General features: G+C 61.7%; 18 protein-coding genes. 13 read left to right on the forward strand and 5 right to left on the reverse strand.

What is annotated here, in order from left to right; all coding sequences use genetic code 11:
* The first annotated feature begins 14 nt into the window (after window positions 1–14).
* From MUM_RS0108095 to MUM_RS0108140, 9 genes are all read left to right on the forward strand, one after another.
* A complete protein-coding gene (locus MUM_RS0108095) occupies window positions 15–743 on the forward strand; it encodes a MotA/TolQ/ExbB proton channel family protein (protein ID WP_085989906.1) in 729 nt (242 codons plus the stop codon).
* Between the two features lies 1 nt (window position 744).
* A complete protein-coding gene (locus MUM_RS0108100) occupies window positions 745–1,146 on the forward strand; it encodes an ExbD/TolR family protein (protein WP_003218118.1) in 402 nt (133 codons plus the stop codon).
* A gap of 1,063 nt (window positions 1,147–2,209) precedes the next feature.
* Complete coding sequence (locus MUM_RS0108105; protein WP_010168877.1) at window positions 2,210–2,791, forward strand: alpha/beta hydrolase; 582 nt, start codon at window positions 2,210–2,212, stop codon at window positions 2,789–2,791.
* Between the two features lie 48 nt (window positions 2,792–2,839).
* Window positions 2,840–3,760, forward strand: a complete 921-nt coding sequence (locus MUM_RS0108110) for a sigma 54-interacting transcriptional regulator (RefSeq protein ID WP_003211821.1) — start codon at window positions 2,840–2,842, stop codon at window positions 3,758–3,760.
* A 232-nt stretch (window positions 3,761–3,992) separates the two neighbouring features.
* Window positions 3,993–4,775, forward strand: a complete 783-nt coding sequence (locus MUM_RS0108115) for a MetQ/NlpA family ABC transporter substrate-binding protein (RefSeq protein WP_010168878.1) — start codon at window positions 3,993–3,995, stop codon at window positions 4,773–4,775.
* Between the two features lie 611 nt (window positions 4,776–5,386).
* Window positions 5,387–6,052 (forward strand): amino acid ABC transporter permease, encoded by a 666-nt coding sequence (locus MUM_RS0108125; protein WP_010168879.1) that lies wholly within the window; start codon window positions 5,387–5,389, stop codon window positions 6,050–6,052.
* A complete protein-coding gene (locus tag MUM_RS0108130) occupies window positions 6,033–6,692 on the forward strand; it encodes an amino acid ABC transporter permease (protein WP_010168880.1) in 660 nt (219 codons plus the stop codon). Before MUM_RS0108125 ends, MUM_RS0108130 begins: the two co-directional genes overlap by 20 nt.
* Entirely contained in the window at window positions 6,689–7,465 is a 777-nt protein-coding gene (locus MUM_RS0108135) for an amino acid ABC transporter ATP-binding protein (protein ID WP_010168881.1), read from the forward strand. Before MUM_RS0108130 ends, MUM_RS0108135 begins: the two co-directional genes overlap by 4 nt.
* Window positions 7,462–8,337 (forward strand): transporter substrate-binding domain-containing protein, encoded by an 876-nt coding sequence (locus MUM_RS0108140; protein ID WP_010168882.1) that lies wholly within the window; start codon window positions 7,462–7,464, stop codon window positions 8,335–8,337. Before MUM_RS0108135 ends, MUM_RS0108140 begins: the two co-directional genes overlap by 4 nt.
* Window positions 8,338–8,434: 97 nt before the next feature.
* Here the strand turns inward: MUM_RS0108140 and MUM_RS0108145 are convergent, their stop codons facing one another.
* Window positions 8,435–9,595, reverse strand: coding sequence for an AAA family ATPase (locus MUM_RS0108145; protein WP_010168883.1), 1,161 nt, complete (start codon window positions 9,593–9,595; stop codon window positions 8,435–8,437).
* A 122-nt stretch (window positions 9,596–9,717) separates the two neighbouring features.
* On the opposite strand from MUM_RS0108145, the gene MUM_RS0108150 reads away from it, so the two are divergent.
* The 4 genes from MUM_RS0108150 to MUM_RS0108165 all read left to right on the forward strand — a co-directional run bounded on the left by MUM_RS0108150 (window position 9,718) and on the right by MUM_RS0108165 (window position 17,250).
* On the forward strand, window positions 9,718–10,827 hold the full coding sequence (locus MUM_RS0108150; RefSeq protein ID WP_010168886.1) for an efflux RND transporter periplasmic adaptor subunit: 1,110 nt from the start codon (window positions 9,718–9,720) through the stop codon (window positions 10,825–10,827).
* Window positions 10,824–11,894: an efflux RND transporter periplasmic adaptor subunit gene (locus tag MUM_RS0108155; protein WP_010168887.1), complete on the forward strand. Its 1,071-nt coding sequence runs from the start codon at window positions 10,824–10,826 to the stop codon at window positions 11,892–11,894. Before MUM_RS0108150 ends, MUM_RS0108155 begins: the two co-directional genes overlap by 4 nt.
* Window positions 11,891–14,944, forward strand: a complete 3,054-nt coding sequence (locus MUM_RS0108160) for an efflux RND transporter permease subunit (protein ID WP_010168889.1) — start codon at window positions 11,891–11,893, stop codon at window positions 14,942–14,944. The genes MUM_RS0108155 and MUM_RS0108160 overlap by 4 nt, the downstream gene beginning before the upstream one ends.
* Window positions 14,945–15,066: 122 nt before the next feature.
* Complete coding sequence (locus tag MUM_RS0108165; RefSeq protein ID WP_029615805.1) at window positions 15,067–17,250, forward strand: glycoside hydrolase; 2,184 nt, start codon at window positions 15,067–15,069, stop codon at window positions 17,248–17,250.
* A 111-nt stretch (window positions 17,251–17,361) separates the two neighbouring features.
* Here the strand turns inward: MUM_RS0108165 and MUM_RS0108170 are convergent, their stop codons facing one another.
* From MUM_RS0108170 to MUM_RS0108185, 4 genes are read right to left on the reverse strand one after another with little or no spacing between them, the layout of a single operon-like run.
* Window positions 17,362–17,988 (reverse strand): class I SAM-dependent methyltransferase, encoded by a 627-nt coding sequence (locus tag MUM_RS0108170; protein ID WP_010168893.1) that lies wholly within the window; start codon window positions 17,986–17,988, stop codon window positions 17,362–17,364.
* Between the two features lie 39 nt (window positions 17,989–18,027).
* Window positions 18,028–18,672 carry a methionine ABC transporter permease gene (locus MUM_RS0108175; RefSeq protein ID WP_003211840.1) on the reverse strand — a complete coding sequence of 215 codons (645 nt, stop codon included), beginning with the start codon at window positions 18,670–18,672 and terminating at the stop codon, window positions 18,028–18,030.
* Entirely contained in the window at window positions 18,662–19,780 is a 1,119-nt protein-coding gene (locus MUM_RS0108180; protein ID WP_010168895.1) for a methionine ABC transporter ATP-binding protein, read from the reverse strand. Before MUM_RS0108180 ends, MUM_RS0108175 begins: the two co-directional genes overlap by 11 nt.
* Window positions 19,777–20,592, reverse strand: coding sequence for a MetQ/NlpA family ABC transporter substrate-binding protein (locus MUM_RS0108185; RefSeq protein WP_010168897.1), 816 nt, complete (start codon window positions 20,590–20,592; stop codon window positions 19,777–19,779). Before MUM_RS0108185 ends, MUM_RS0108180 begins: the two co-directional genes overlap by 4 nt.
* Window positions 20,593–20,627: the final 35 nt, after the last annotated feature.

Below are 20,627 nucleotides of genomic sequence, written 5' to 3' on the forward strand. Positions count from 1 at the left end.
CACAGAGGGAAAACATCATGGCATTAGCATCTCCAACTGAATCCATCGAAAGCGCGGTTATCTGGCTGCTGGTGGTCTTTTCGGTCGCCACCTGGGGCCTGGCCTTGCTCAAGGGCGTCCAGTTCGGCCGCCTCAAGTCCCAGGATCGCAAATTCCACAAACAGTTCTGGGCGGCATCGAGTCTTGATTCGGCCGCAGAACTCGCCGAAACCAAACCCGGCGCCGCTGCCCGCGTGGCCCAGGCAGGTTACGCCGCGATCCAGGTCGGTGAGGCGCCACACGCTGCGGACTTGAGCCAGGCGATCAACCATCAGGACCGCCTCGAACGTGCCCTGCGCCAACAAATCGTGCGTGAGCGCCGCTCCCTGGAAACCGGCCTGGCCGTGGTCGCGAGTATCGGCAGCACCTCGCCGTTCATCGGCCTGTTCGGCACCGTGTGGGGCATCATGGAAGCCTTGAAAGGCATCAGCGCCGCCGGTTCCGCCAGCCTCGAAACCGTGGCCGGCCCGATCGGTGCCGCCCTGGTTGCCACCGGCGTGGGTATCGCCGTCGCGGTGCCAGCAGTGCTGGTCTACAACTACTTCCTGCGTCGCCTGAAACTCACCGCCGCCGACCTGGATGACTTCGCCCACGACTTCTACAGCCTGGCGCAGAAGAACTCCTTCCGCGTGCTGCTGCACCCGACGCTGAGCAAGGCTGGTGGTGCTCAGGGCGGCGCGCAAAAAGTGAAGGAGGCGTCCTGAGATGGCCTTTTCCACGCAAGACAGTGATGAGGTGCTGAGCGAGATCAACGTCACCCCGCTGGTGGACGTGATGCTGGTGCTGCTGGTGGTGTTTATCGTCACCGCGCCGCTGTTGACCAACGCGATTCCGATCAACCTGCCCAAGACGGAGGCTGTGGCCCCGGTGGAGCAGAAAGATCCGCTGGTGGTGAGCATTGATGCGGCCGGCAAACTGTTTATCAACAAGGATGAAATCCAGCCGGACCTGCTGGAATTCAACCTGCAGTCGGCCAAGGCCAAGGACCCGGACGTTCGGGTGCAACTGCAGGCTGATGATGGAGTGAACTACGGCGAAGTGGCGCGAGCCATGGCGTCTATCGAGCGCGCGGGGATTACCAAGCTGTCGGTGATTACTGCACGTTAGTTTCAAATGCCTCGACAATTTTTTTGGCCGTCTCCTTGGCAGGGTGCGGCCTTTTTTTTGCCTTTGGTTTGGGTTGGTGTGTATATCCGTTATTTAGGTAATGGCGGCTATGGGTTCCGCTCTTACAGCGGCTCACTTTTGAACAGCGCAAAAGTAAGCAAAACGCTCTTGCCCCACCACTCGGCACCTCGCTAATGCTCGGTGTGCCCTCACTCCGGCTTTGGACCGTGGGCCGCCGCGATGGGCCATCCTTGGCCCAGCGCGGCTAACCCGGCGTCCTGCCGGGTTACCCACGCTCCAAAGCCTGCGTTCGGCCAGCGTGGTTTAACGGGGCGCCTAGGATCAAGATCAAAAGCAGATCAACAGCACAGCGGCCTACAGGCCGGCTTGAGTGGTGTGAAGCAAAGGCAACATCAAAATCTACAGTGGGCACGGTCCAACTGTAGGAGCTGGCTTGCCTGCGATAGCATCGCCTCGGTGTACCTGAGAGACCGAGTTGTCTGCATCGCAGGCAAGCCAGCTCCCACAGAAAAGCAGAGCTGCATCAGTTTCAGATTTGGTTTTCGCTTTGGCTTTCGCTCTGGCTTTGGCTTTGGCTTTTGATCTGGCTTCTACCACTCAAGCCGGCCTGTAGGCCGCTGTGCTCTTGCTTTTGATCTTGATCTGGCTCTGACTGCCCCAATAAGCCCGAGGCCGAACGTAGGTATTGAGGAGCGGGTAAACCGGCAGGACGCCGGTTTAGCCGCGACGGGGCAGGGACGCCCCGTCGCGGCGGCCCGCGGAGCAATGCCGGAGTGAGGGAACACCGAGCCACAGCGAGGCGCCGACAGGCGGGGCAGAGCCCTTTGCTTACTTTGGGGCTTTTCCAAAGTGAGTCGCTGTAAGAGCGAAACCATAAGCCGCCGTTACCTGAATAACGGATATGTACCCTCAACCCCTAAACCCCCACACCACCCTCAATCCAACATTTTGGTTATTAATAAATAGCTTCTTATTCCTTAACGAATATATACCTCGTGCCTATACTGACCCACAACGTTAAACGCTGCAGGAGGGCACACCCATGCACAGCGAGTCGATTCGTTATCTGATCGTGCCGGGCTGGCAAGGATCGCCAGAAGATCATTGGCAAAGTCATTGGCAGAACAGCCTGCCCAACAGCGCACGCGTGGAGCAGGCCGACTGGCTCACCCCGCGTCGCGAAGACTGGGTGGCAGCACTGGCCGAAGCCATTGCCGCCGACAGCACCCCGGTGATTCTGATTGCCCACAGCCTGGGCTGCATCACCGTTGCCCATTGGGCGGCCACCGCACCGGTGCAGTTTCTGCGTCAGGTACGCGGCGCCCTGCTGGTGGCCCCGGCCGATGTCGAACGTCCCGCCTGCGCACCCGCCCTGCGTAACTTTGCGCCAATCCCCAGCGACCTGTTGCCGTTCCCCAGCCAAGTGGTCAGTTCCGACAACGACAGCGCCGTCAGCGCCACCCGCGCCCTTGAACTGGCGCGTAACTGGGGCGCCGAAGCGGGGATTCTCGCGGGCGCCGGGCACATCAATGTGAAGTCCGGACATCAACGCTGGGAACAGGGCTTCGCCTACCTCTATCGCCTGCAAAATCGCCTGGAACATCACTCCCGGCGCCGTGCATAAAATTTTTTAAACGCCCCTTCCCCTTCGTGGATGGGGCGGGAGTCTGCCATGAGCCTGCATGAAACCTTCGGTCAGCCACTGCTGACCTTCCCCGACGCCGAAAAAAGCCCCCTGAGCATCCGGGCCAAGGCGCTGGTGTTTGTCGACCCGCGTTCGCGCCAATTGCGTGAAGACCTCGAAAACCTCGCCCCCCGTGCCTTGCCCGTGCTGATCCGCGGTGAAACCGGCAGCGGCAAGGAATTGCTCGCGCGCCACATCCACCGTGGCAGCGACCGCACCGGTTTGTTTGTCTCGGTCAATTGCGGCGCCATCAGCCCGACGTACGCCGACGCCGAATTATTCGGCTATGCCGCCGGCAGCCACAGCGGCGCGGCCAGCAGCCGGGCCGGCTGGTTTGGCTCGGCCAACGGCGGCACCTTGTACCTGGATGAAATCGGCGACTTGCCGTTGCCGATCCAGGTCAAGTTGCTGGCGGCGCTGGAAAACCACGAAGTCACCCGCGTCGGTGCCCATCAGCCAAGCCCGGTGGATGTGCGCCTGGTGGCGGCCACCAGCATCGACCTCGCCCAGGCCGTGGCGGCCGGCAAGTTCCACGAGCGCTTGTTCCATTACCTCAGCGAAGGCCAGTTGGAGTTGCCGGCACTGCGCGAGCGGGTGGGCGACATCCTGTCGCTGGCAGAGTATTTCCTCGGCATCTACAGCCAGCGTCTCGACCTGCCGGTGCCGCTGATCAGCGACGAAGCCCAGCGCGTGCTGGAGCATCACAGCTGGCCCGGCAACACCCGGGAGTTGGAGAACGTGATTCACTTTGCCCTGCTGGTCAGCAGTGGCGACGAGATTCTGCCTGAGCATTTGAACCTGCCCGTGGCGGGTTCGCCTGTGGAGCAGGTGCGGCGAATTCTTGGCCACGCCAGCGCCGCCGAGGTTGAAGCCCTGAAAAGCTATCTGAAAGAACACGCTGTTTTGTAGGAGCCCGGCTTGCCGGCGATGGCGTCCTCAGGAGCATCGCAAGGCTCAAGACCGACATCGCCGGCAAGCCGGGCTCCTGCATGAACAAAATGGAATATCAAAGTGAATAAAAAGTATTGTTCTGGAATAAAAAACCTCGGTATTGTCCGCTCCACGCCGCGATAGCACTTCGCTGGCATCCACTAAAAAAGCGGCCGTCACAGACGACCCGGATTTTCGATAAGGACACTGCATGAAAAAGGTTCTGTTGTTTACCGCACTGGCGGCTGCCCTGACTGCAAGCTTCGCCCAGGCCAACGAGAAACTGGTGGTTGCCGCTACCCCGATCCCCCACGCCGAGATCCTTGAGCTGGTCAAACCGACCCTGGCCAAAGAAGGCGTGGACCTGGAAATCAAAGTCTTCACCGACTACGTACAGCCGAACGTACAGGTGGCCGAGAAGCGTCTGGACGCCAACTACTTCCAGACCCTGCCGTACCTGGAAAACTTCAACAAGGGTAAAGGCACCAACCTGGTCACCGTGATCGGTGTGCACGTCGAACCTTTCGGCGGTTACTCGAAAAAGATCAAAAACATCTCTGAGCTCAAAGATGGCGCCACCGTGGCCATCCCGAACGAAGGCAGCAACTCCGGCCGTGCCCTGCTGCTGCTGCAAAAGGCTGGCGTGATCACCCTGAAAGACCCGACCAACGCCCTGGCCACGCCGAAAGACATCGCCAGCAACCCGAAAAACCTGAAATTCAAAGAGCTGGAATCGGCCTTGCTGCCACGCGTTCTGGACCAGGTTGACCTGGACCTGATCAACACCAACTACGCCCTGGAAGCCGGCCTGAACCCGGCCAAGGACGCGCTGATCATCGAAGACGCCAAGTCGCCGTACGTGAACTTCCTGGTTGCCCGCCCGGACAACAAGGACAGCGATGCGATCCAGAAGCTGGCCAAAGCCCTGACCAGTCCTGAAGTGAAAGCCTTCATCGAGAAGAAATACAACGGCGCTGTTGTGCCGGCGTTCTGATCGAGCCCCAAAACCTCCTTCAAGGTTTAAACGCCGACGGCTTTTATAGCGTCGGCGTTTTTTATGGTTGGAGTGCGGTCAAAACTGTGGGAGCTGGCTTGCTGTGGTGAGGGGGCTTGTCCACCGTCGGGTTCACCGCAGATTGATGGGGCTGCTTCGCAGCCCAGCGCGGGGCAAGCCCGCTCACCACAGCAAGCCCCTCACCACAGTAAGGCCGCTCCCACATTTGGTACTGCGTCAGGTCAGACATTCCGGCTGTTAATGGCCCTGCGCAACGCCACCAGCCATTTCACCAGTTCCTGCGGGTCAATCGGTTTTGCCTCGGTCATCGCTCATTCCCTCGCCTGTTGATAGGCCATCAGTCTGGCCAGGCGCTGCCTATCCCTGAAGTGCGGCGCCGATAAAAAGACCCTTCCTACTTCCACGGGAACAGTAGCTGTCATCCGCCTGCACCGCGAATCCGCAGGTTATCTATTTGGGTGATATCAATATGCTATTTCGGTATTTAAATTTTACTTTTTATACCTTTAAAGTCGGCGCTACTCAGCGTTACCCACGCTGAACCGGACCGCACCAACGCCGCATTACCCCTGTGGCGTCAGGGATTTCAGATGACCTTCGATTACGCATTTATCCTCAGCACGCTGCCGGCGTTTCTCAAGGCCGTGGGCGTGACCTTGCAAGTCGGCCTGATCGCCATCGGCACCTCCATGCTGGTGGCTTTGCTCAACGCCGCGCTGCTGGTATTTCGCACCCCTTACGTGTGGCGCCTGGTGGCGCTGTACGTCGAGCTGGCGCGCAACACACCGCTGCTGATCCAACTGTTTTTTGTCTACTTCGCGTTGCCGGCCCTGGGGCTGAATATCTCCGGGTTCTGGGCGGCGATCATCACCATGACTTTTCTGGGCGGCGCTTACCTGACCGAAGTGCTGCGCGCGGGTGTGGAGGCGGTACCGCTGGCACAGATCGAGTCGGGCAAGTCCATCGGCCTGTCCCACTGGCAACTGCTGCGCCATGTGATCCTGCCCCAGGCCGGGATCCTCAGCCTGCCGGCGCTGTTTGCGAACTTCATTTTCCTGCTCAAGGAAACCACGATCGTTTCAGCCGTGGCGGTGCCGGAGATTCTCTACACCACCAAAAGCTATATCGCCCTCTACTACAAAACCTACGAAATGCTCGCGGTGCTCACACTGATCTGCGTGCTGTTATTTCTGCCGCTGTCGCTGCTGCTCAGCCGCCTTGAAAGGAGGCTCCAGCATGGCCAGTTCGGGTCTTGAATTACTCTGGGTGTCGTTGCCTCAACTGGGCAAGGGCGCTGCGCAAACCCTGTCGATCTCATTCTTGAGCATCGCCTTCAGCACGGTCGGCGGTGTGTTGTATGGCGTGCTGCGCACCCTGAACTCGAAAGCGATCAACCTGGTGCTGCGGGTTTACCTGGAGCTGTTCCGCGCCATCCCGGTGCTGGTATGGCTGTATTTGCTGTTCTTCGGTCTGCCGATTTTCTTTGGCCTGAGCATCCCGAGCTTCTGGTGCGCGGTGCTGGTCTTGTCGCTGTGGGGCGCCAGTGAAGTCGGCGAAGTGGTGCGCGGTGCCTTGCATTCGTTGCCCCGCGGCCAGCGCGAAGCCGGTCTGTCGATTGGCCTGTCGGACCCGCAGCTGTACGGCTACGTGTTGCTGCCCCAGGCCCTGAAACGCATGACCCCGCCGACCATCAACGTCTATACCCGCATCATCAAGACCAGCTCCCTCGCGGTGCTGATCGGCGTGGTGGACGTGATCAAGGTCGGCCAGCAAATCATCGAGCGCACCTACGAGTCGGTGTTGATCTACGGCGCGCTGTTCCTGTTTTTCTTCTTTATCTGCTACCCGTTGTCGGCCGCCTCCAAGGTGCTGGAACGGCGCTGGGCCCAAGCATGAGCGCATTGATCGAGTTCCAGGGTTTCAACAAATACTTCGGCGAGCAGCAGGTGCTCAAGGGCATCGACCTGAGCGTCGAAAGCGGCGAAGTGGTGGTGATCCTCGGCCCCAGCGGTTGCGGCAAAAGCACGCTGCTGCGGTGCCTCAATGGCCTGGAAGTGGCCCACAGCGGCAGCCTGCGGTTTGCCGGCAAGGAGCTGCTGGACAAGGCCACTGACTGGCGCCAGGTGCGCCAGGACGTGGGCATGGTGTTCCAGAGTTATCACCTGTTCCCGCACATGAGCGTGCTCGACAACATCTTGCTCGGCCCGCTCAAAGTGCAAAAACGCGACCCCCGCGAAGCCCGCGCCCAGGCTGAAAAACTGCTGGAACGGGTGGGCCTGGCGGATAAACGCGATGCCTACCCGCGCCAGCTCTCGGGCGGCCAGCAGCAACGCATCGCCATCGTGCGTTCGTTGTGCATGAACCCGCAGGTCATGCTGTTTGATGAAGTCACCGCCGCCCTCGACCCGGAAATGGTCAAGGAAGTGCTGGAAGTAATCCAGGGCCTGGCCCGGGATGGCATGACCCTACTGATCGTCACCCATGAAATGGCCTTCGCCCGCGCGGTCGCCGACCGCGTGGTGTTTATGGAGGCCGGCCGCATCCTCGAACAAAACACCCCCGAGGCATTCTTTACGAACCCGCAAACCGCACGCGCGCAGCAGTTCCTGGAGAAGTTCTCCTTCGTTTCAACACTGCCCAAAAGAACCAAGGAACTGGAGCTGTTATGAAAACTGCCAAGTTGTTATTCCCCCTGTTCGGCCTCGCTCTGCTGGCCGGCTGCAATAAATCCGAAGAGCCCGCCAAGACGGCTGCTGCGGCCACCCCGGCACCGGCGGCGGTGAGCTACATCGACAAGATCAAGGCGCGGGACAAGCTGATCGTCGGTGTATTCACCGACAAACCACCGTTTGGTTTTGTGGATGAGTCCGGCCGCTACGTCGGCTTTGATACCGACATTGGCCGCCGCTTCGCCAAGGACCTGCTGGGCGACGAGAACAAGGTCGAATTCGTCGCCGTGGAACCGGCGAGCCGCATTCCGTTCCTGCAAAGCGACAAGGTGGACCTGATCCTTGCCAACATGACCGTGACCCCTGAGCGCAAGGAAGCGGTGGACTTCACCAACCCAAACCTGAAAGTGGCGGTGCAGGCGCTGGTGGCCAACGGCAGCCCGGTGAAAAGCCTGGACGACCTGGCGACCCGCACCACGATCGTCACCACCGGCACTACCGCTGATATCTGGCTGACCAAGAACCACCCGGACTGGAAACTGCTGAAGTTCGAGAAAAACTCCGAGTCGCTGCAAGCGTTGTCGGCAGGCCGTGGTGATGCGTACGCGCAGGACAACCTGGTGCTGTTCAGCTGGGCCAAGCAGAACCCGGGCTACCGTGTGCTGGAGCAGAAGCTGGGCGATGAAGCGCCGATTGCGCCGGCGGTGAAGAAGGGCAACATCGAACTGCGCGATTGGGTGAATGCCGAACTGGCCAAGCTGGGCGAGGAGAAATATTTGCTCAAGCTGTATGACCAGTATGTTCGCAAGGAACTGAGCGATGACACCAAGCCGGAAAGCGTGATTGTTGAAGGCGGGAAGTGGCAGGGCTGATCAGGTAGGCCGCGATCGCCGGCAAGCCGGCTCCTACAGAGGAATACGATCAACTGTAGGAGCCGGCTTGCCGGCGATTGGCCCTGTCAGGCACCGCCTAGCTGGGCCAATGCCACGCCGGCTCATCCAGCACCCGCTGCCCCACCACCTGCGTCTGCCCCATCACCTTCTCCAGCACAATCGAATTACACCCTTCATCTTGCTGCAACGCCGCAATCAAGCGGCTGGCATGGGAAACCACCCACACCTGGCACTGCTGCGAAACCTGGATGATCAACCGCGCCAGCGCCGGCAACAGGTCCGGGTGCAAACTGGTTTCCGGCTCGTTCAGCACCATCATCGTCGGCGGCCTCGGTGTCAGCAGCGCCGCCACCAGCAACAAATAACGCAAGGTCCCGTCCGACAACTCCGCCGCCGACAAGGGCCGCAGCAACCCTTCCTGATAAAACTCGATGGCAAAACGACCGCCCTGCAACGGCTCGATATTCAACCGCGCCCCGGGAAACGCATCGCTGATCGCCCGCTGCAAAGCCTCGGGGTCGCCGATCTCGCGGATGGTCTGCAACGCCGCCGCCAAGTCCCGACCGTCGTGATGCAGCACCGGTGTACGCGTGCCCAGTTGTGGCTGGCGCACCGGGGCGTCGATGTCGCTGCGAAAGTGGTCATAAAAGCGCCACCCGCGAATGCTTTCGCGTAACAGCAGCACCTCCGGCGAACCCCGCAGGCTGCCGACCTGATCGAACAGGCTGTGGTAGTTCGGCGTGTGCTGGGCCAATACATCCCAGGCGCGGCCATCCCGGGCGCGCACCATCGGGCCGGAACGTTGCACCAGCAGGCTTGCCGGGCGGTACACGTGGCCGGCCCAGATGCATTCCTTCTTGATCTCAGGGTCCAGGGAGAAATACGACTGGCTTGGCTCAGGCAAGCCCAGGGAGATCGCGTAGCTGAAGTCCTCGGCGGCAAACCCCAGGCGCAGGCGCTTGGCGCCCTGACGCACGTTCGGCTCTACCGCGACTTCACCGTTGAGCATGCGCCGGCTGATGTTTTCCGGGCCGGCCCAGAAGGTCGAGTCCAGCCCGCCCTCGCGGGCCAGTGCGTTGATCACCCCGCCCTGGGCCGTCTCCGCCAGCAGCCGCAGGGCGCGGTACAGGTTGGACTTGCCGCTGCCATTGGGGCCGGTGATCAGGTTCAACCGATCCAGCGGCACCACCAATTTGTTGATCGAGCGGTAATTGGCCACCGCTAGGGTCTTGAGCATGAGAAAAATTATCGGCGTGGGAACCCCCGGAGTATGGGATTCTCCATGCAGATAAGGAACCCTGTTCTAAGCTCACAGTCGCATAGACACTGGCATGGCGGCATCACGCAAAAGGAGCCTGCATGGGCGGTCCCACCTCGACATTTATCTTCGGCCTTGGCCTGCTGGCGCTGTTGAGCGGTTGCGGCCAGGAAAAAGCCGAACCCAAGGAACATTCCCGGGTGTTTGTGCAGACCGTGAAGTCCACCGACTTTGCCGCCGCCGTCACCTTGACCGGCGATATCCAGGCGCGGGTGCAGACCGATCTGTCGTTCCGCGTCGGCGGCAAGATCATCCAGCGCATGGTGGATGTCGGTGACCGGGTCAGTGCCAAGCAGGTGCTGGCCAAGCTCGACCCGAAAGATTTGCAGACCAACGTCGACTCCGCCCAGGCCCAGGTGGTCGCCGAGCAGGCGCGGGTCAAACAGACCGCCGCCGCGTTTGTGCGCCAGGAAAAACTCCTGCCCAAGGGCTACACCAGTCGCAGCGAATACGACTCCGCCCAGGCCGCGCTACGCAGCAGTCAGAGCGCGTTGACCGCCGCCCAGGCGCAGTTGGCCAACGCCCGCGAGCAGTTGGGCTACACCTCGCTGATCGCCGACGCGCCGGGCATCATCACCGCGCGCCAGGCCGAGGTGGGCCAGGTGGTGCAAGCCACCGTGCCGATTTTCAGCCTGGCCCGGGACGGCGAGCGCGACGCGGTGTTCAACGTCTATGAATCGTTACTGGTGGAGCCGCCACCGGACAAACCGATTACCGTCAGCCTGCTGGAAAACCCGCAGATTACTGCCGTGGGCAAGGTCCGCGAAGTCACCCCGGCGGTGGCTGCGAATACCGGCACCGTGCAAGTCAAAATCGCCCTCGACGCGCTGCCCAAGGGCATGCAGTTGGGCTCGGTGGTCAGCGCCACCGCGAACGGGCCGGCCAAGGCCAGCATCGAGTTGCCTTGGGCCGCGCTGACCAAAGACATCAGCGCGCCGGCGGTCTGGCTGATTGACGACGACGGCAAGGCGCAACTGCACAAGGTTACGGTCGCGCGCTACCTCACCGGCAAGGTGATCATCAGCGACGGCCTCAAGGGCGGCGAAAAAGTCGTGGTGGCCGGCGGGCAATTGCTGCATCCCGGCATGATCGTGGAAATCGCCCAGCCGCCGGATCAGGCCCAGGCCCAGGCCCAGGGAGTGCAGCCATGAAGCGGCTGACGGTATTACTCGCCGCCAGCCTGCTGTTGGTGGCGTGCTCCAAGGAAGAACCGGCGCCGGAACCGGTGCGCCCGGTGTTGTCGATTGAAGTGAAATCCGAAGACCAGGAAAACCTCGGCCGCTTTGCCGGTACGATCCAGGCCCGCTACGAAAGCAATCTCGGTTTCCGTGTGCCCGGCCGCATCGCCCGGCGCGCGGTCGACGTGGGTGCTGAGGTGGAGCAGGGTGCATTGCTGGCCGTGCTCGACCCCACCGATCAGCAGAACCAGCTTCGTGCTGCCCAGGGCGACCTGGCCCGCGTCCAGGCGCAGTGGATCAACGCCCAGGCCAACGCACGCCGCCAGCAGGAATTGTTCAACCGTGGCGTCGGCGCCCAGGCCCAACTGGACATCGCCCAGACTGATCTGAAAACTACCCAGGCCTCCCTCGATCAAGCCAGGGCCTCGGTCAACCAGGCCAAGGACCAGCTCAACTACGCCGAACTGCGCACCGACCACGCGGGCATCGTCACCGCCTGGAATGCCGAGGCCGGCCAAGTAGTGAGTGCCGGGCAGCAAGTGGTGACCCTGGCGCGTCCCGACATCAAGGAGGCCGTCATCGACCTGCCCGCCGGCCTTGCCGAGCGCCTGCCGCCGGACGTGGTGTTTCTGGTGGCCGGGCAAATGGACCCGAGCGTCAGCACCACCGCCACCGTGCGTGAGATCGAACCCCAGGCCCAAAGCGCCACCCGCACCCGTCGCGCGCGCCTGACCCTGGCCGAAACGCCGCCCGCATTTCGCCTTGGCACCGCCATCAGCGTAACCCTCAGTTCCGCCATCGCCCCGCGTATCGAACTGCCCCTCAGCGCCGTGCAGGAGGCTGACGGCAAGACCCGCATCTGGGTCATCGACACCCAAAGCCAGACCGTGCAGCCCCGTGACGTCACCATCGTCAGCCGTGACGCCGACAGCGCCTTGCTCAACGCCGGCGTCAAACCCGGCGAACGCGTGGTGAGTGCCGGCGTGAACAGCCTGAAGCCCGGGCAAAAAGTCAAAATCGACGAGGACAGCCCGCGATGAAAGGGAGCTTCAACTTATCCGACTGGGCCCTCAAGCATCAGTCCTTCGTGTGGTACCTGATGTTCGTCGCGCTGCTGATGGGCGTGTTCTCGTACATGAACCTGGGCCGTGAGGAAGACCCGTCGTTCACCATCAAGACCATGGTGATCCAGACCCGCTGGCCGGGCGCGACCCAGGAAGAAACCCTCAAGCAGGTCACTGACCGCATCGAGAAAAAACTCGAAGAGCTGGACTCCCTCGACTACGTGAAAAGCTACACCCGGCCCGGGGAATCCACGGTGTTTGTGTTCCTGCGGGACACCACCAGCGCCAAGGACATCCCGGAGATCTGGTACCAGGTTCGCAAGAAGATCGACGACATTCGCGGCAGTTTCCCCCAGGGCTTGCAGGGGCCGGCGTTCAACGACGAGTTCGGTGATGTATTCGGCTCGGTGTATGCGTTTACCGCCGATGGCCTGTCGATGCGCCAACTGCGCGATTACGTGGAGCAGGTGCGCGCCGAAATTCGCTCGGTGCCGGGGCTGGGCAAGGTCGAGATGATCGGCCAGCAGGACGAAGTGATTTACCTGAATTTCTCCACCCGCAAACTCGCGGCCCTGGGGATTGACCAGCGCCAGGTGGTGCAGAGCCTGCAATCGCAGAACGCGGTGACCCCGGCCGGGGTGATCGAGGCCGGGCCCGAGCGGATTTCGGTGCGTACCTCCGGGCAGTTCGCCTCGGAGAAGGACCTGGCCAACGTCAACCTGCGGCTCAATGACCGTTTCTATCGGCTGGCCGATGTGGCGGAAATCACCCGCGGCTATGTCGACCCGTCGACGCCGATGTTCCGCTTCAACGGCAAGCCCGCCATCGGTTTGGCCATCGCCATGCAGAAGGGCGGCAACATCCAGGACTTCGGCAAGGCCCTGCACCAGCGTATGGACGACCTGACGGCCGACCTGCCGGTGGGGGTGGGCGTGCACAAGGTTTCCGACCAGGCAGAAGTGGTGGAGGAGGCCGTCGGCGGCTTCACCAGCGCGCTGTTTGAAGCGGTGATCATCGTGCTGGTGGTGAGTTTTATCAGCCTTGGCGTGCGCGCCGGGTTGGTGGTGGCCTGCTCGATTCCGCTGGTGCTGGCGCTGGTGTTTGTGTTCATGGAATACAGCGGCATCACCATGCAGCGGGTGTCGCTGGGCGCCTTGATCATCGCCCTCGGCCTGTTGGTGGACGACGCGATGATCACCGTGGAGATGATGATCACGCGCCTGGAAAAAGGCGAAACCAAGGAGCAGGCGGCAACCTTTGCCTACACCTCCACCGCGTTCCCGATGTTGACCGGCACCCTGGTGACCGTCGCCGGGTTTGTGCCGATCGGCCTCAACGCCAGTTCGGCGGGCGAGTACACCTTCACCTTGTTCGCGGTGATTGCGGTGGCGATGCTGGTGTCGTGGGTGGTCGCGGTGTTGTTCGCGCCGGTGCTGGGCGTGCATATCCTCAGCAGCAAGGTAAAACCTCATAACGCCGAGCCGGGCCGGGTGGGCCGGGCGTTCAACGGCGGCATGCTGTGGGCCATGCGCAATCGCTGGTGGGCCATCGGCATCACCGTGCTGTTGTTTGTGGCATCGGTGTTTTCCATGCAGTTCGTGCAGAACCAGTTTTTCCCGTCCTCGGACCGTCCGGAAATTCTCGTCGACCTCAACCTGCCGCAAAACGCTTCGATCAATGAAACCCGCAAGGCCGTCGACCGCCTTGAAGCCATCATCAAGGACGACCCGGACATCGCCCGCTGGAGCACCTACATCGGCCAGGGCGCGATCCGTTTCTACCTGCCGCTGGACCAGCAACTGGAGAACCCGTACTACGCGCAGTTGGTGATTGTGAGCAAGGGCCTGGAAGAGCGCGGCGCGCTGATTGCCCGCCTGCAAAAACGCCTGCGGGAAGATTTTGTCGGCGTGGGCAGCTTTGTGCAGCCGCTGGAAATGGGCCCGCCGGTAGGGCGTCCGATCCAGTACCGGGTGTCTGGCAAGGACATCGACCAGGTGCGCAAACATGCGATCGAACTGGCGACCATGCTCGATAAAAATACCCACATGGGCGAGATCATCTACGACTGGAACGAGCCGGGCAAAGTCCTGCGGGTGGACATCGCCCAGGACAAGGCGCGGCAACTGGGGCTGTCGTCGGAAGACGTGGCGCAGTTGATGAACAGCGTGGTCAGCGGTGCGTCGGTGACCCAGGTGCACGATGATATCTACCTGATCAACGTGGTCGGCCGCGCCGAAGACGCCGAGCGCGGTACACCGGAGACCTTGCAGAACCTGCAGATCGTCACGCCCAACGGCACCTCGATTCCGCTGCTGGCGTTTGCCACCGTGCGCTATGAACTTGAGCAGCCGCTGGTGTGGCGTCGCGACCGCAAGCCGACCATTACGATCAAGGCGGCGGTGCGCGATGACATGCAGCCGACCGACCTGGTGAAACAGCTCAAGCCGGAAATCGACAAGTTCAGCGCTGCGTTGCCGGTGGGTTACAAGGTCGCTACCGGCGGCACCGTGGAAGAAAGCGGCAAGGCCCAGGGCCCGATTGCCAAGGTGGTGCCGCTGATGTTGTTCTTGATGGCGACCTTCCTGATGATCCAGCTGCACAGCGTGCAGAAGATGTTCCTGGTGGCCAGCGTTGCGCCGCTGGGGTTGATTGGCGTGGTGCTGGCGCTGATTCCCACGGGCACGCCCATGGGCTTTGTGGCGATCCTCGGGATTCTTGCGTTGATCGGTATCATCATCCGTAACTCGGTGATCCTGGTGACGCAGATCGACGCCTACGAACGCGACGGCTACACGCCGTGGGACGCGGTGGTGGAAGCCACCGAGCACCGGCGCCGGCCAATTCTGCTGACCGCAGCGGCGGCCAGCCTGGGCATGATCCCCATCGCCCGGGAAGTGTTCTGGGGGCCAATGGCTTACGCGATGATCGGCGGGATTATTATCGCCACCTTGCTCACGCTGCTGTTTTTGCCGGCGCTGTATGTGGCCTGGTACAAGATTCGCGAGCCGAAGAAAGAACAAGCCTGACAGCCACTGCGATGACATTCCTACACGGACGTGGGAATGTTCTCTGAAACATTTTTTTGCCCTTCGCACCTGGCCAATTGTTTTACCCTCCGGGCCTGATCCTGTTTGCAAAGGCCTGCGCCATGCGTCATTTCCTGCTGGTTTGTTCGTTGTTGCTGTCACCTGTGGCCCTTGCGGGCACGGTGCTGGAGAACGCCCTGTGGCGAGTTGAGCTTGACCCGGCGACCCTCGCGATCCACGTTATCCCCAGCGACCAGCGCGCCGTGCAGGTTTCAAGCGGAGTACCTGCGCACACGGTCAACCCGCTTTCCCAAAGCGCCAGCCAGGCCATCTGGGAATGGGACAACGGCGCCTACCGCTTGAGCGCCACCCTCGATCAACGTGATCTCGCGCTGACGATTACTGCCCGTGATGCCGGTGAGTTGGCCATCTTGCGGCAACCCGCCAGTGCCATGGGCAACGGCCTGATCTGGCCCCTGGCCGAAGGGCACTACGTGCCGGCGGGCAATGCCGTGTGGCAAAAATTCCTGCTGGAGCAGGGCGACGTCAACACCACCCAAGACCTCAGCCTGCCGTTGTGGGGTGTGGACCACGGTGCGTTCACCCTCAACTGGCTGATGACCAATCCCTACAACAACCGCTTGCACTGGCAGGCCGACGGTAAGGGACTCGCGTTGTCGGCCTCCCATGAGTTCACAACGCTGCATCCCGCGACGCCGATGACGCTGCTGCTGCACCTCGGCGAGAGCGACCCGCTCGCCGGCGCCAAGCGTTATCGCCAGTGGCTGGTGGAGCAGGGACGTTATGAGCCGTTGGCAGACAAACTGCGGCAAACCCCGGAAGCGGAAAAACTGCTGGGTGCCAGCCATATCTACCTGTGGGGCAATGACCTGCTGGGCCCGGGTGATGTGCGCGACTGGCCGCAGCTGCTCAAGCTGCTGCGCAGCGGCAAAGGCTTGGCGGCTGAATTGAATGGTTTGCTCGATAAGGAGTCGGCTCAGGTTCGACAGGTCAAGCAGCCGTATGAGCAGGCCGTGCTCCTGCGGGGCTTGAATGCTGCGATCAACAAAAAAGCTCGGCAGAATTGGCAGCCCTCCGCCGAGCCGGACATGACCCAACTCGCTGAGGGTTATGGCGCACTGCGCCGCGAATTGGCGGTGGCCTTTGCCGGGGCCTTGAGCGCTACGCCCGAGACCTGGGGTAACACCTTGTCGGTCACCCACGCGCTGAAAGGCGCGGGTCTCAAACGCCTGCTGGTGACCCAGGGCGAAGGCTGGGAAGGCGGGCTCTGGCACCCTGAAGCGGTCACGTCCGGGGTCGACGCCGGTTACCTGATGGCGCCTTACGACTCTTATGAAACCGCCTTGTCCGCCACCGAAAACCCTGACTGGACCACCGCGCACCTGGGCAGCAAGGCCTGGCGCGAATGCGCGATCGTGTTGAAGGGCGGCGAGTTCAAGACCGGCTTCCAGAAGTCCGGCCACTACACCGACCCGCATTGCGTGCGGCCATTGTTGGAGGCGCGGATCAAGGCGGTGCAGGTCAGGTCCGGGTTCAACGCCTGGTTCCTCGACGCCTACGCCACCAGCATGCTGTTCGACAGCTATCGCACCGGCGCGAGCATGACCCAGGCACAGAATGCCGAAGGCAATATCGACGCGTCCCGCTGGATCAGCACCGTGCTCAAGCTGCCGGCAGGGTCCGAGGACGGCAACGCGATTACCGCCCAAGGCATTGTGTTTGCCCACGGCATGCAAACGCCGGTGCTGGGCTGGGGAGACAAGGAGATGACCCGGGACAAGCAGTCGCCGTATTACGTAGGCGCCTGGTACCCGCCGGAACAGCCGGCGGTGTTCTTCAAACCGGTGCCGTTGAAGGCGCCGTTTCGCACGGTCTACTTTGACCCGGCAATGCGCCTGCCGCTGTATCAGGCGGTGTTCCATGGCTCTGTGATCACCACGCACCATTGGCTGTTCGACAGCCTGAAACTGAGCAATGTGCGGCGGGAGAACGAGCTGACGCAACTGCTCTACAACGTGCCGCCGCTGTATCACCTGAGTGCGGCGACGGTGAAGCAGCGCTTGCCGGTGATTCAGCGCCAGGACGAATTTTTCCGTCCGCTGCATGAACGGCTGGCGACTCAGGCCATGACGGATTTCCGCTGGTTGACGGCAGACAGGCAGGTGCAGCAGACCACGTTTGCGGATGGGACGCGGTTGGTGGCGAATTTTGCTGAGGGGCGTATTAAGGCGTTTGTGCCGGGTGCGCAGGCGGTGGTGTATCAGGTGGATCAGGGGGGGCTGTGAGTCCATCGCAGGCAAGCCAGCTCCCACATTTGACCACGTTGCCAGCGCTTGCACCGATCAAATGTGGGAGCCGGGCTTGCCCGCGATGAGGCCAGTTCAGGCAATGCAGCTCTAAACTTTCTTCCACACACTCGCCAGCCACGGCTGCTGTTCCCGAGGCAACCCCGCCGGCCGGAAGTAATGCTCCAACTCCACAAAGCCTGCCGCCGTCAGCAGTTCCTGCCAGGCCTGCAAGTCGTGGTACGAGCCATACCGCGGCCCGTTCCAACCTTCCTGGTTTTCACCCCGAGGGTTCGAACTGAACAACACGCCACCGACCTTCAACGCCCCATGCAACTGCCCGAGCACCCGCGGCAGTTCCTGCTTGGGAATATGAAACAGCACCGCATTGGCGAAGATCCCGTCAAAACGGCCGGCGGGCAAATCCAGCTTCAGAAAGTCCTGCTGCAGCACTTCACAGCCGCTGTCTTCCCGGGCCATTTGCGCGAAGCGCTCCGAGCCATCAAGCCCCACCGCGATATGGCCCATGCGGGTAAACGTCTGCAAATCCCGGCCCGGGCCGCAGCCGAAATCCAGCACGGTAAACGGCGCGTCGCCGTGGATATGCCGCAGCAACGCATCGATGTTCTGGCTCACGTCGTGATCGCGGGTGCCTTCACGAAAATCCTCGGCCACCTTGTTGTAGTGGCCGAGGGTGGTGGCGGTGATCTGGTGGAGGTCGTCGGGGGCGAGTTTCATGGCGGGTCATACCGGGCGCTGAGATTGCCCGACTATACCTCACCTCTTGTTCAGAACCCTGGCCAACCGATCGCCGCCCAATTGAATCACCGCCACCAGGATCACCAGCAGCACGATCACGGTGAGCATGATCTGGGTATCAAAGCGCTGATATCCATAGCGATAGGCAATATCCCCCAGGCCACCGGCACCAATCGCCCCGGCCATGGCCGAGGAGTTGATCATGGTCACCAGGGTAATCGTGAACCCGCCGACAATCCCCGGCAGCGCCTCGGGCAACAGCACGTGCCAGACGATATGCCAGCGCCGGCAACCCATGGCTTGCGCCGCCTCGATCAGGCCGTGATCGACTTCCCGCAGGCTGACCTCGGCGATCCGCGCAAAGAACGGCGTGGCTGCAATGGTCAGCGGCACCACGGCCGCCCACACGCCATAGGTGGTGCCGACGATCAGCCGGGTGAACGGAATCAGCGCCACCATCAAAATCAAAAACGGAATCGAGCGGAACAGGTTAACGAACGCCCCCAGCACCCGATTCAACGCGGGCGCCTGATAGATGCCGCCCTTGTCGCTGGTCACCAGGAACACCGCCAGGGGAATGCCCACCAGCAACGCGATCAGTGACGACACACCCACCATCAACAGCGTGTCGATGGCGCCCTGCAATAAACGATCAAACCACATAACCCAGCACCTCCACCTGTTGTGCCCAGCGCCTGGCGCGGGTGCGCAGTTCTTCGGCGGTCAGGGCCGAACCGCTCACCGCCAGCAGCAATTGCCCCAAGGCGTGGCCCTGGATGCGTTCCACACCGCCTTGCAGCAAGCGCACGCGCCCGCCGAGGGCGCTGAACAACGCAGCAAGATCGGGTTCGTCTTCGGCACTGCCAGTCAGTTGCAAGCGCAGCACCACGGCGGCGTCCTTTGAGGTCGGATTGGCCTGCAGGCGGCTTTGCAACTCTTCAGGCAGGCCATGTTGCAGCGGCGCCAGCAGGGTTTTACTGACCTCATGCTGCGGGTTGCCGAACACTTCCCACACCGGACCTTGCTCGACCACATGGCCGTGTTCCAGCACCACCACGCGGTCGCAGATTTCGCGAATAACGGCCATTTCGTGGGTGATCAGCACAATGGTCAGGCCCAGGCGTTTGTTGATCTCCCGCAGCAGGCCGAGGATGGATTGCGTGGTCTCAGGGTCGAGCGCCGAAGTGGCTTCATCGCACAACAGAATCTGTGGGTCATGCACCAGTGAGCGGGCGATGCCCACCCGCTGTTTCTGCCCGCCGGACAGCTGCGCCGGGTAAGCCTTGTGCTTATCCTGCAAGCCGACCAATTCCAGCAGTTCACGAACCTTCTTCTCGCGCTGCTCCTTGGGCACGCCCGCGACTTTCAACGGCAGTTCGACGTTCTGCCACACGGTCTTGGCCGACATCAGGTTGAAGTGCTGGAAGATCATGCCGATGCGTCGGCGCAGGGCGACCAGGCGGTCTTCGTCGAAGTCGCCGATGTCCACCTGGTCAATCAATACCCGGCCGCTGCTCGGTTGTTCCAGGCGGTTGATGGTGCGGATCAGCGACGACTTGCCGGCGCCGCTGCGGCCGATGATGCCGAAGACTTCGCCGCGCTGGATCGCCAGGTCGATGCCTTGCAGGGCGGGCACGGATTGGCCGTCATAGGTCTTGCCCAGGTTGATAAAGCGCACGTGCGCGCGGTTCAGATCCGGGTGCAGTTCTGTCTGCTCGGCGTCCCTGGGTGGCAGGCCCAGGTCGCGCAGTTGAGAGTGGGCGGCGGTCATTTTTTATCTTCCCAGCCCACTTGGTAGAGCTTGCCAAGGGATTTATCCAACGCGGCGCGCACCACCGGCGAGTGCTGGTAGATGTCGACGAACTTGATCACACGCGGGTCGGTTTTGCTCTTGGGCTGGATCACGAACTGGATCACGTATTCCGGGTGGTCGAGGCCGTCGAACAGCAGCGCCGACTCGGCATCGAAGGTCTTGGACAGGCGGATATACGCCGGGTAGCCCTGCACCAGGTCGGCGTCGTCATAAGCGCGCACCAGTTGCACGGCTTCGACTTGCAGGATCTTGATCTTCTTCGGGTTGGTGACGATGTCTTCTTCAGTGGCCTTGTAGCCCACGCCCGGCTTGAGCGTGATCAAGCCGGCCTTGGCCAGCAGTTGCAAGCCGCGACCGCTGTTGATCGGGTCGTTGGCAATCGCCACGCTGGCGCCCTGGGGCAGGTCGTTGATGCTCTTGTACTTCTTCGAATACAGCCCGACGTTGTTGATGATGCCCGGCGCGTACGGCACCAGGTCAAAGCCTGCAGCGGCCTTGGCGTTTTCCAAAAACGGGATGTGCTGGAAGTAGTTCACGTCGATATCGCCGGCCGCCAGGCTGACATTGGGTGCGATCCAATCGGTGAACTCCACCAGTTCGACTTTCAAACCCTGTTTGCCGGCCTCTTCGACGGCGGCCTCCAGGGGAATGGCGAAGGCGGCGGTGGTGCCGACTTTCAAGGGAGCGTCAGCGGCGAATACCGCCGAGCTGAACAATCCGAGGGCGAGAGCCAGTGCTTTGACTGGGTGGCTGAGCAATGTTTTTTTCATAGTGGATTTCCAGTCATAAGGTATTTGTGTGAGCA

The organism is Pseudomonas sp. PAMC 25886 (genome assembly GCF_000242655.1).
Taxonomy (GTDB): Bacteria; Pseudomonadota; Gammaproteobacteria; order Pseudomonadales; family Pseudomonadaceae; genus Aquipseudomonas.

What these genes read in the sequence shown, in the direction of transcription:
- MUM_RS0108100 (WP_003218118.1), top strand. Translation starts at nt 745, where the DNA reads ATGGCCTTTTCCACGCAAGACAGTGATGAGGTGCTGAGCGAGATCAAC.
- MUM_RS0108105 (WP_010168877.1), top strand. Translation starts at nt 2,210, where the DNA reads ATGCACAGCGAGTCGATTCGTTATCTGATCGTGCCGGGCTGGCAAGGA.
- MUM_RS0108110 (WP_003211821.1), top strand. Translation starts at nt 2,840, where the DNA reads ATGAGCCTGCATGAAACCTTCGGTCAGCCACTGCTGACCTTCCCCGAC.
- MUM_RS0108115 (WP_010168878.1), top strand. Translation starts at nt 3,993, where the DNA reads ATGAAAAAGGTTCTGTTGTTTACCGCACTGGCGGCTGCCCTGACTGCA.
- MUM_RS0108125 (WP_010168879.1), top strand. Translation starts at nt 5,387, where the DNA reads ATGACCTTCGATTACGCATTTATCCTCAGCACGCTGCCGGCGTTTCTC.
- MUM_RS0108130 (WP_010168880.1), top strand. Translation starts at nt 6,033, where the DNA reads ATGGCCAGTTCGGGTCTTGAATTACTCTGGGTGTCGTTGCCTCAACTG.
- MUM_RS0108135 (WP_010168881.1), top strand. Translation starts at nt 6,689, where the DNA reads ATGAGCGCATTGATCGAGTTCCAGGGTTTCAACAAATACTTCGGCGAG.
- MUM_RS0108140 (WP_010168882.1), top strand. Translation starts at nt 7,462, where the DNA reads ATGAAAACTGCCAAGTTGTTATTCCCCCTGTTCGGCCTCGCTCTGCTG.
- MUM_RS0108145 (WP_010168883.1), bottom strand. Translation starts at nt 9,595, where the DNA reads ATGCTCAAGACCCTAGCGGTGGCCAATTACCGCTCGATCAACAAATTG.
- MUM_RS0108150 (WP_010168886.1), top strand. Translation starts at nt 9,718, where the DNA reads ATGGGCGGTCCCACCTCGACATTTATCTTCGGCCTTGGCCTGCTGGCG.
- MUM_RS0108155 (WP_010168887.1), top strand. Translation starts at nt 10,824, where the DNA reads ATGAAGCGGCTGACGGTATTACTCGCCGCCAGCCTGCTGTTGGTGGCG.
- MUM_RS0108160 (WP_010168889.1), top strand. Translation starts at nt 11,891, where the DNA reads ATGAAAGGGAGCTTCAACTTATCCGACTGGGCCCTCAAGCATCAGTCC.
- MUM_RS0108165 (WP_029615805.1), top strand. Translation starts at nt 15,067, where the DNA reads ATGCGTCATTTCCTGCTGGTTTGTTCGTTGTTGCTGTCACCTGTGGCC.
- MUM_RS0108170 (WP_010168893.1), bottom strand. Translation starts at nt 17,988, where the DNA reads ATGAAACTCGCCCCCGACGACCTCCACCAGATCACCGCCACCACCCTC.
- MUM_RS0108175 (WP_003211840.1), bottom strand. Translation starts at nt 18,672, where the DNA reads ATGTGGTTTGATCGTTTATTGCAGGGCGCCATCGACACGCTGTTGATG.
- MUM_RS0108180 (WP_010168895.1), bottom strand. Translation starts at nt 19,780, where the DNA reads ATGACCGCCGCCCACTCTCAACTGCGCGACCTGGGCCTGCCACCCAGG.
- MUM_RS0108185 (WP_010168897.1), bottom strand. Translation starts at nt 20,592, where the DNA reads ATGAAAAAAACATTGCTCAGCCACCCAGTCAAAGCACTGGCTCTCGCC.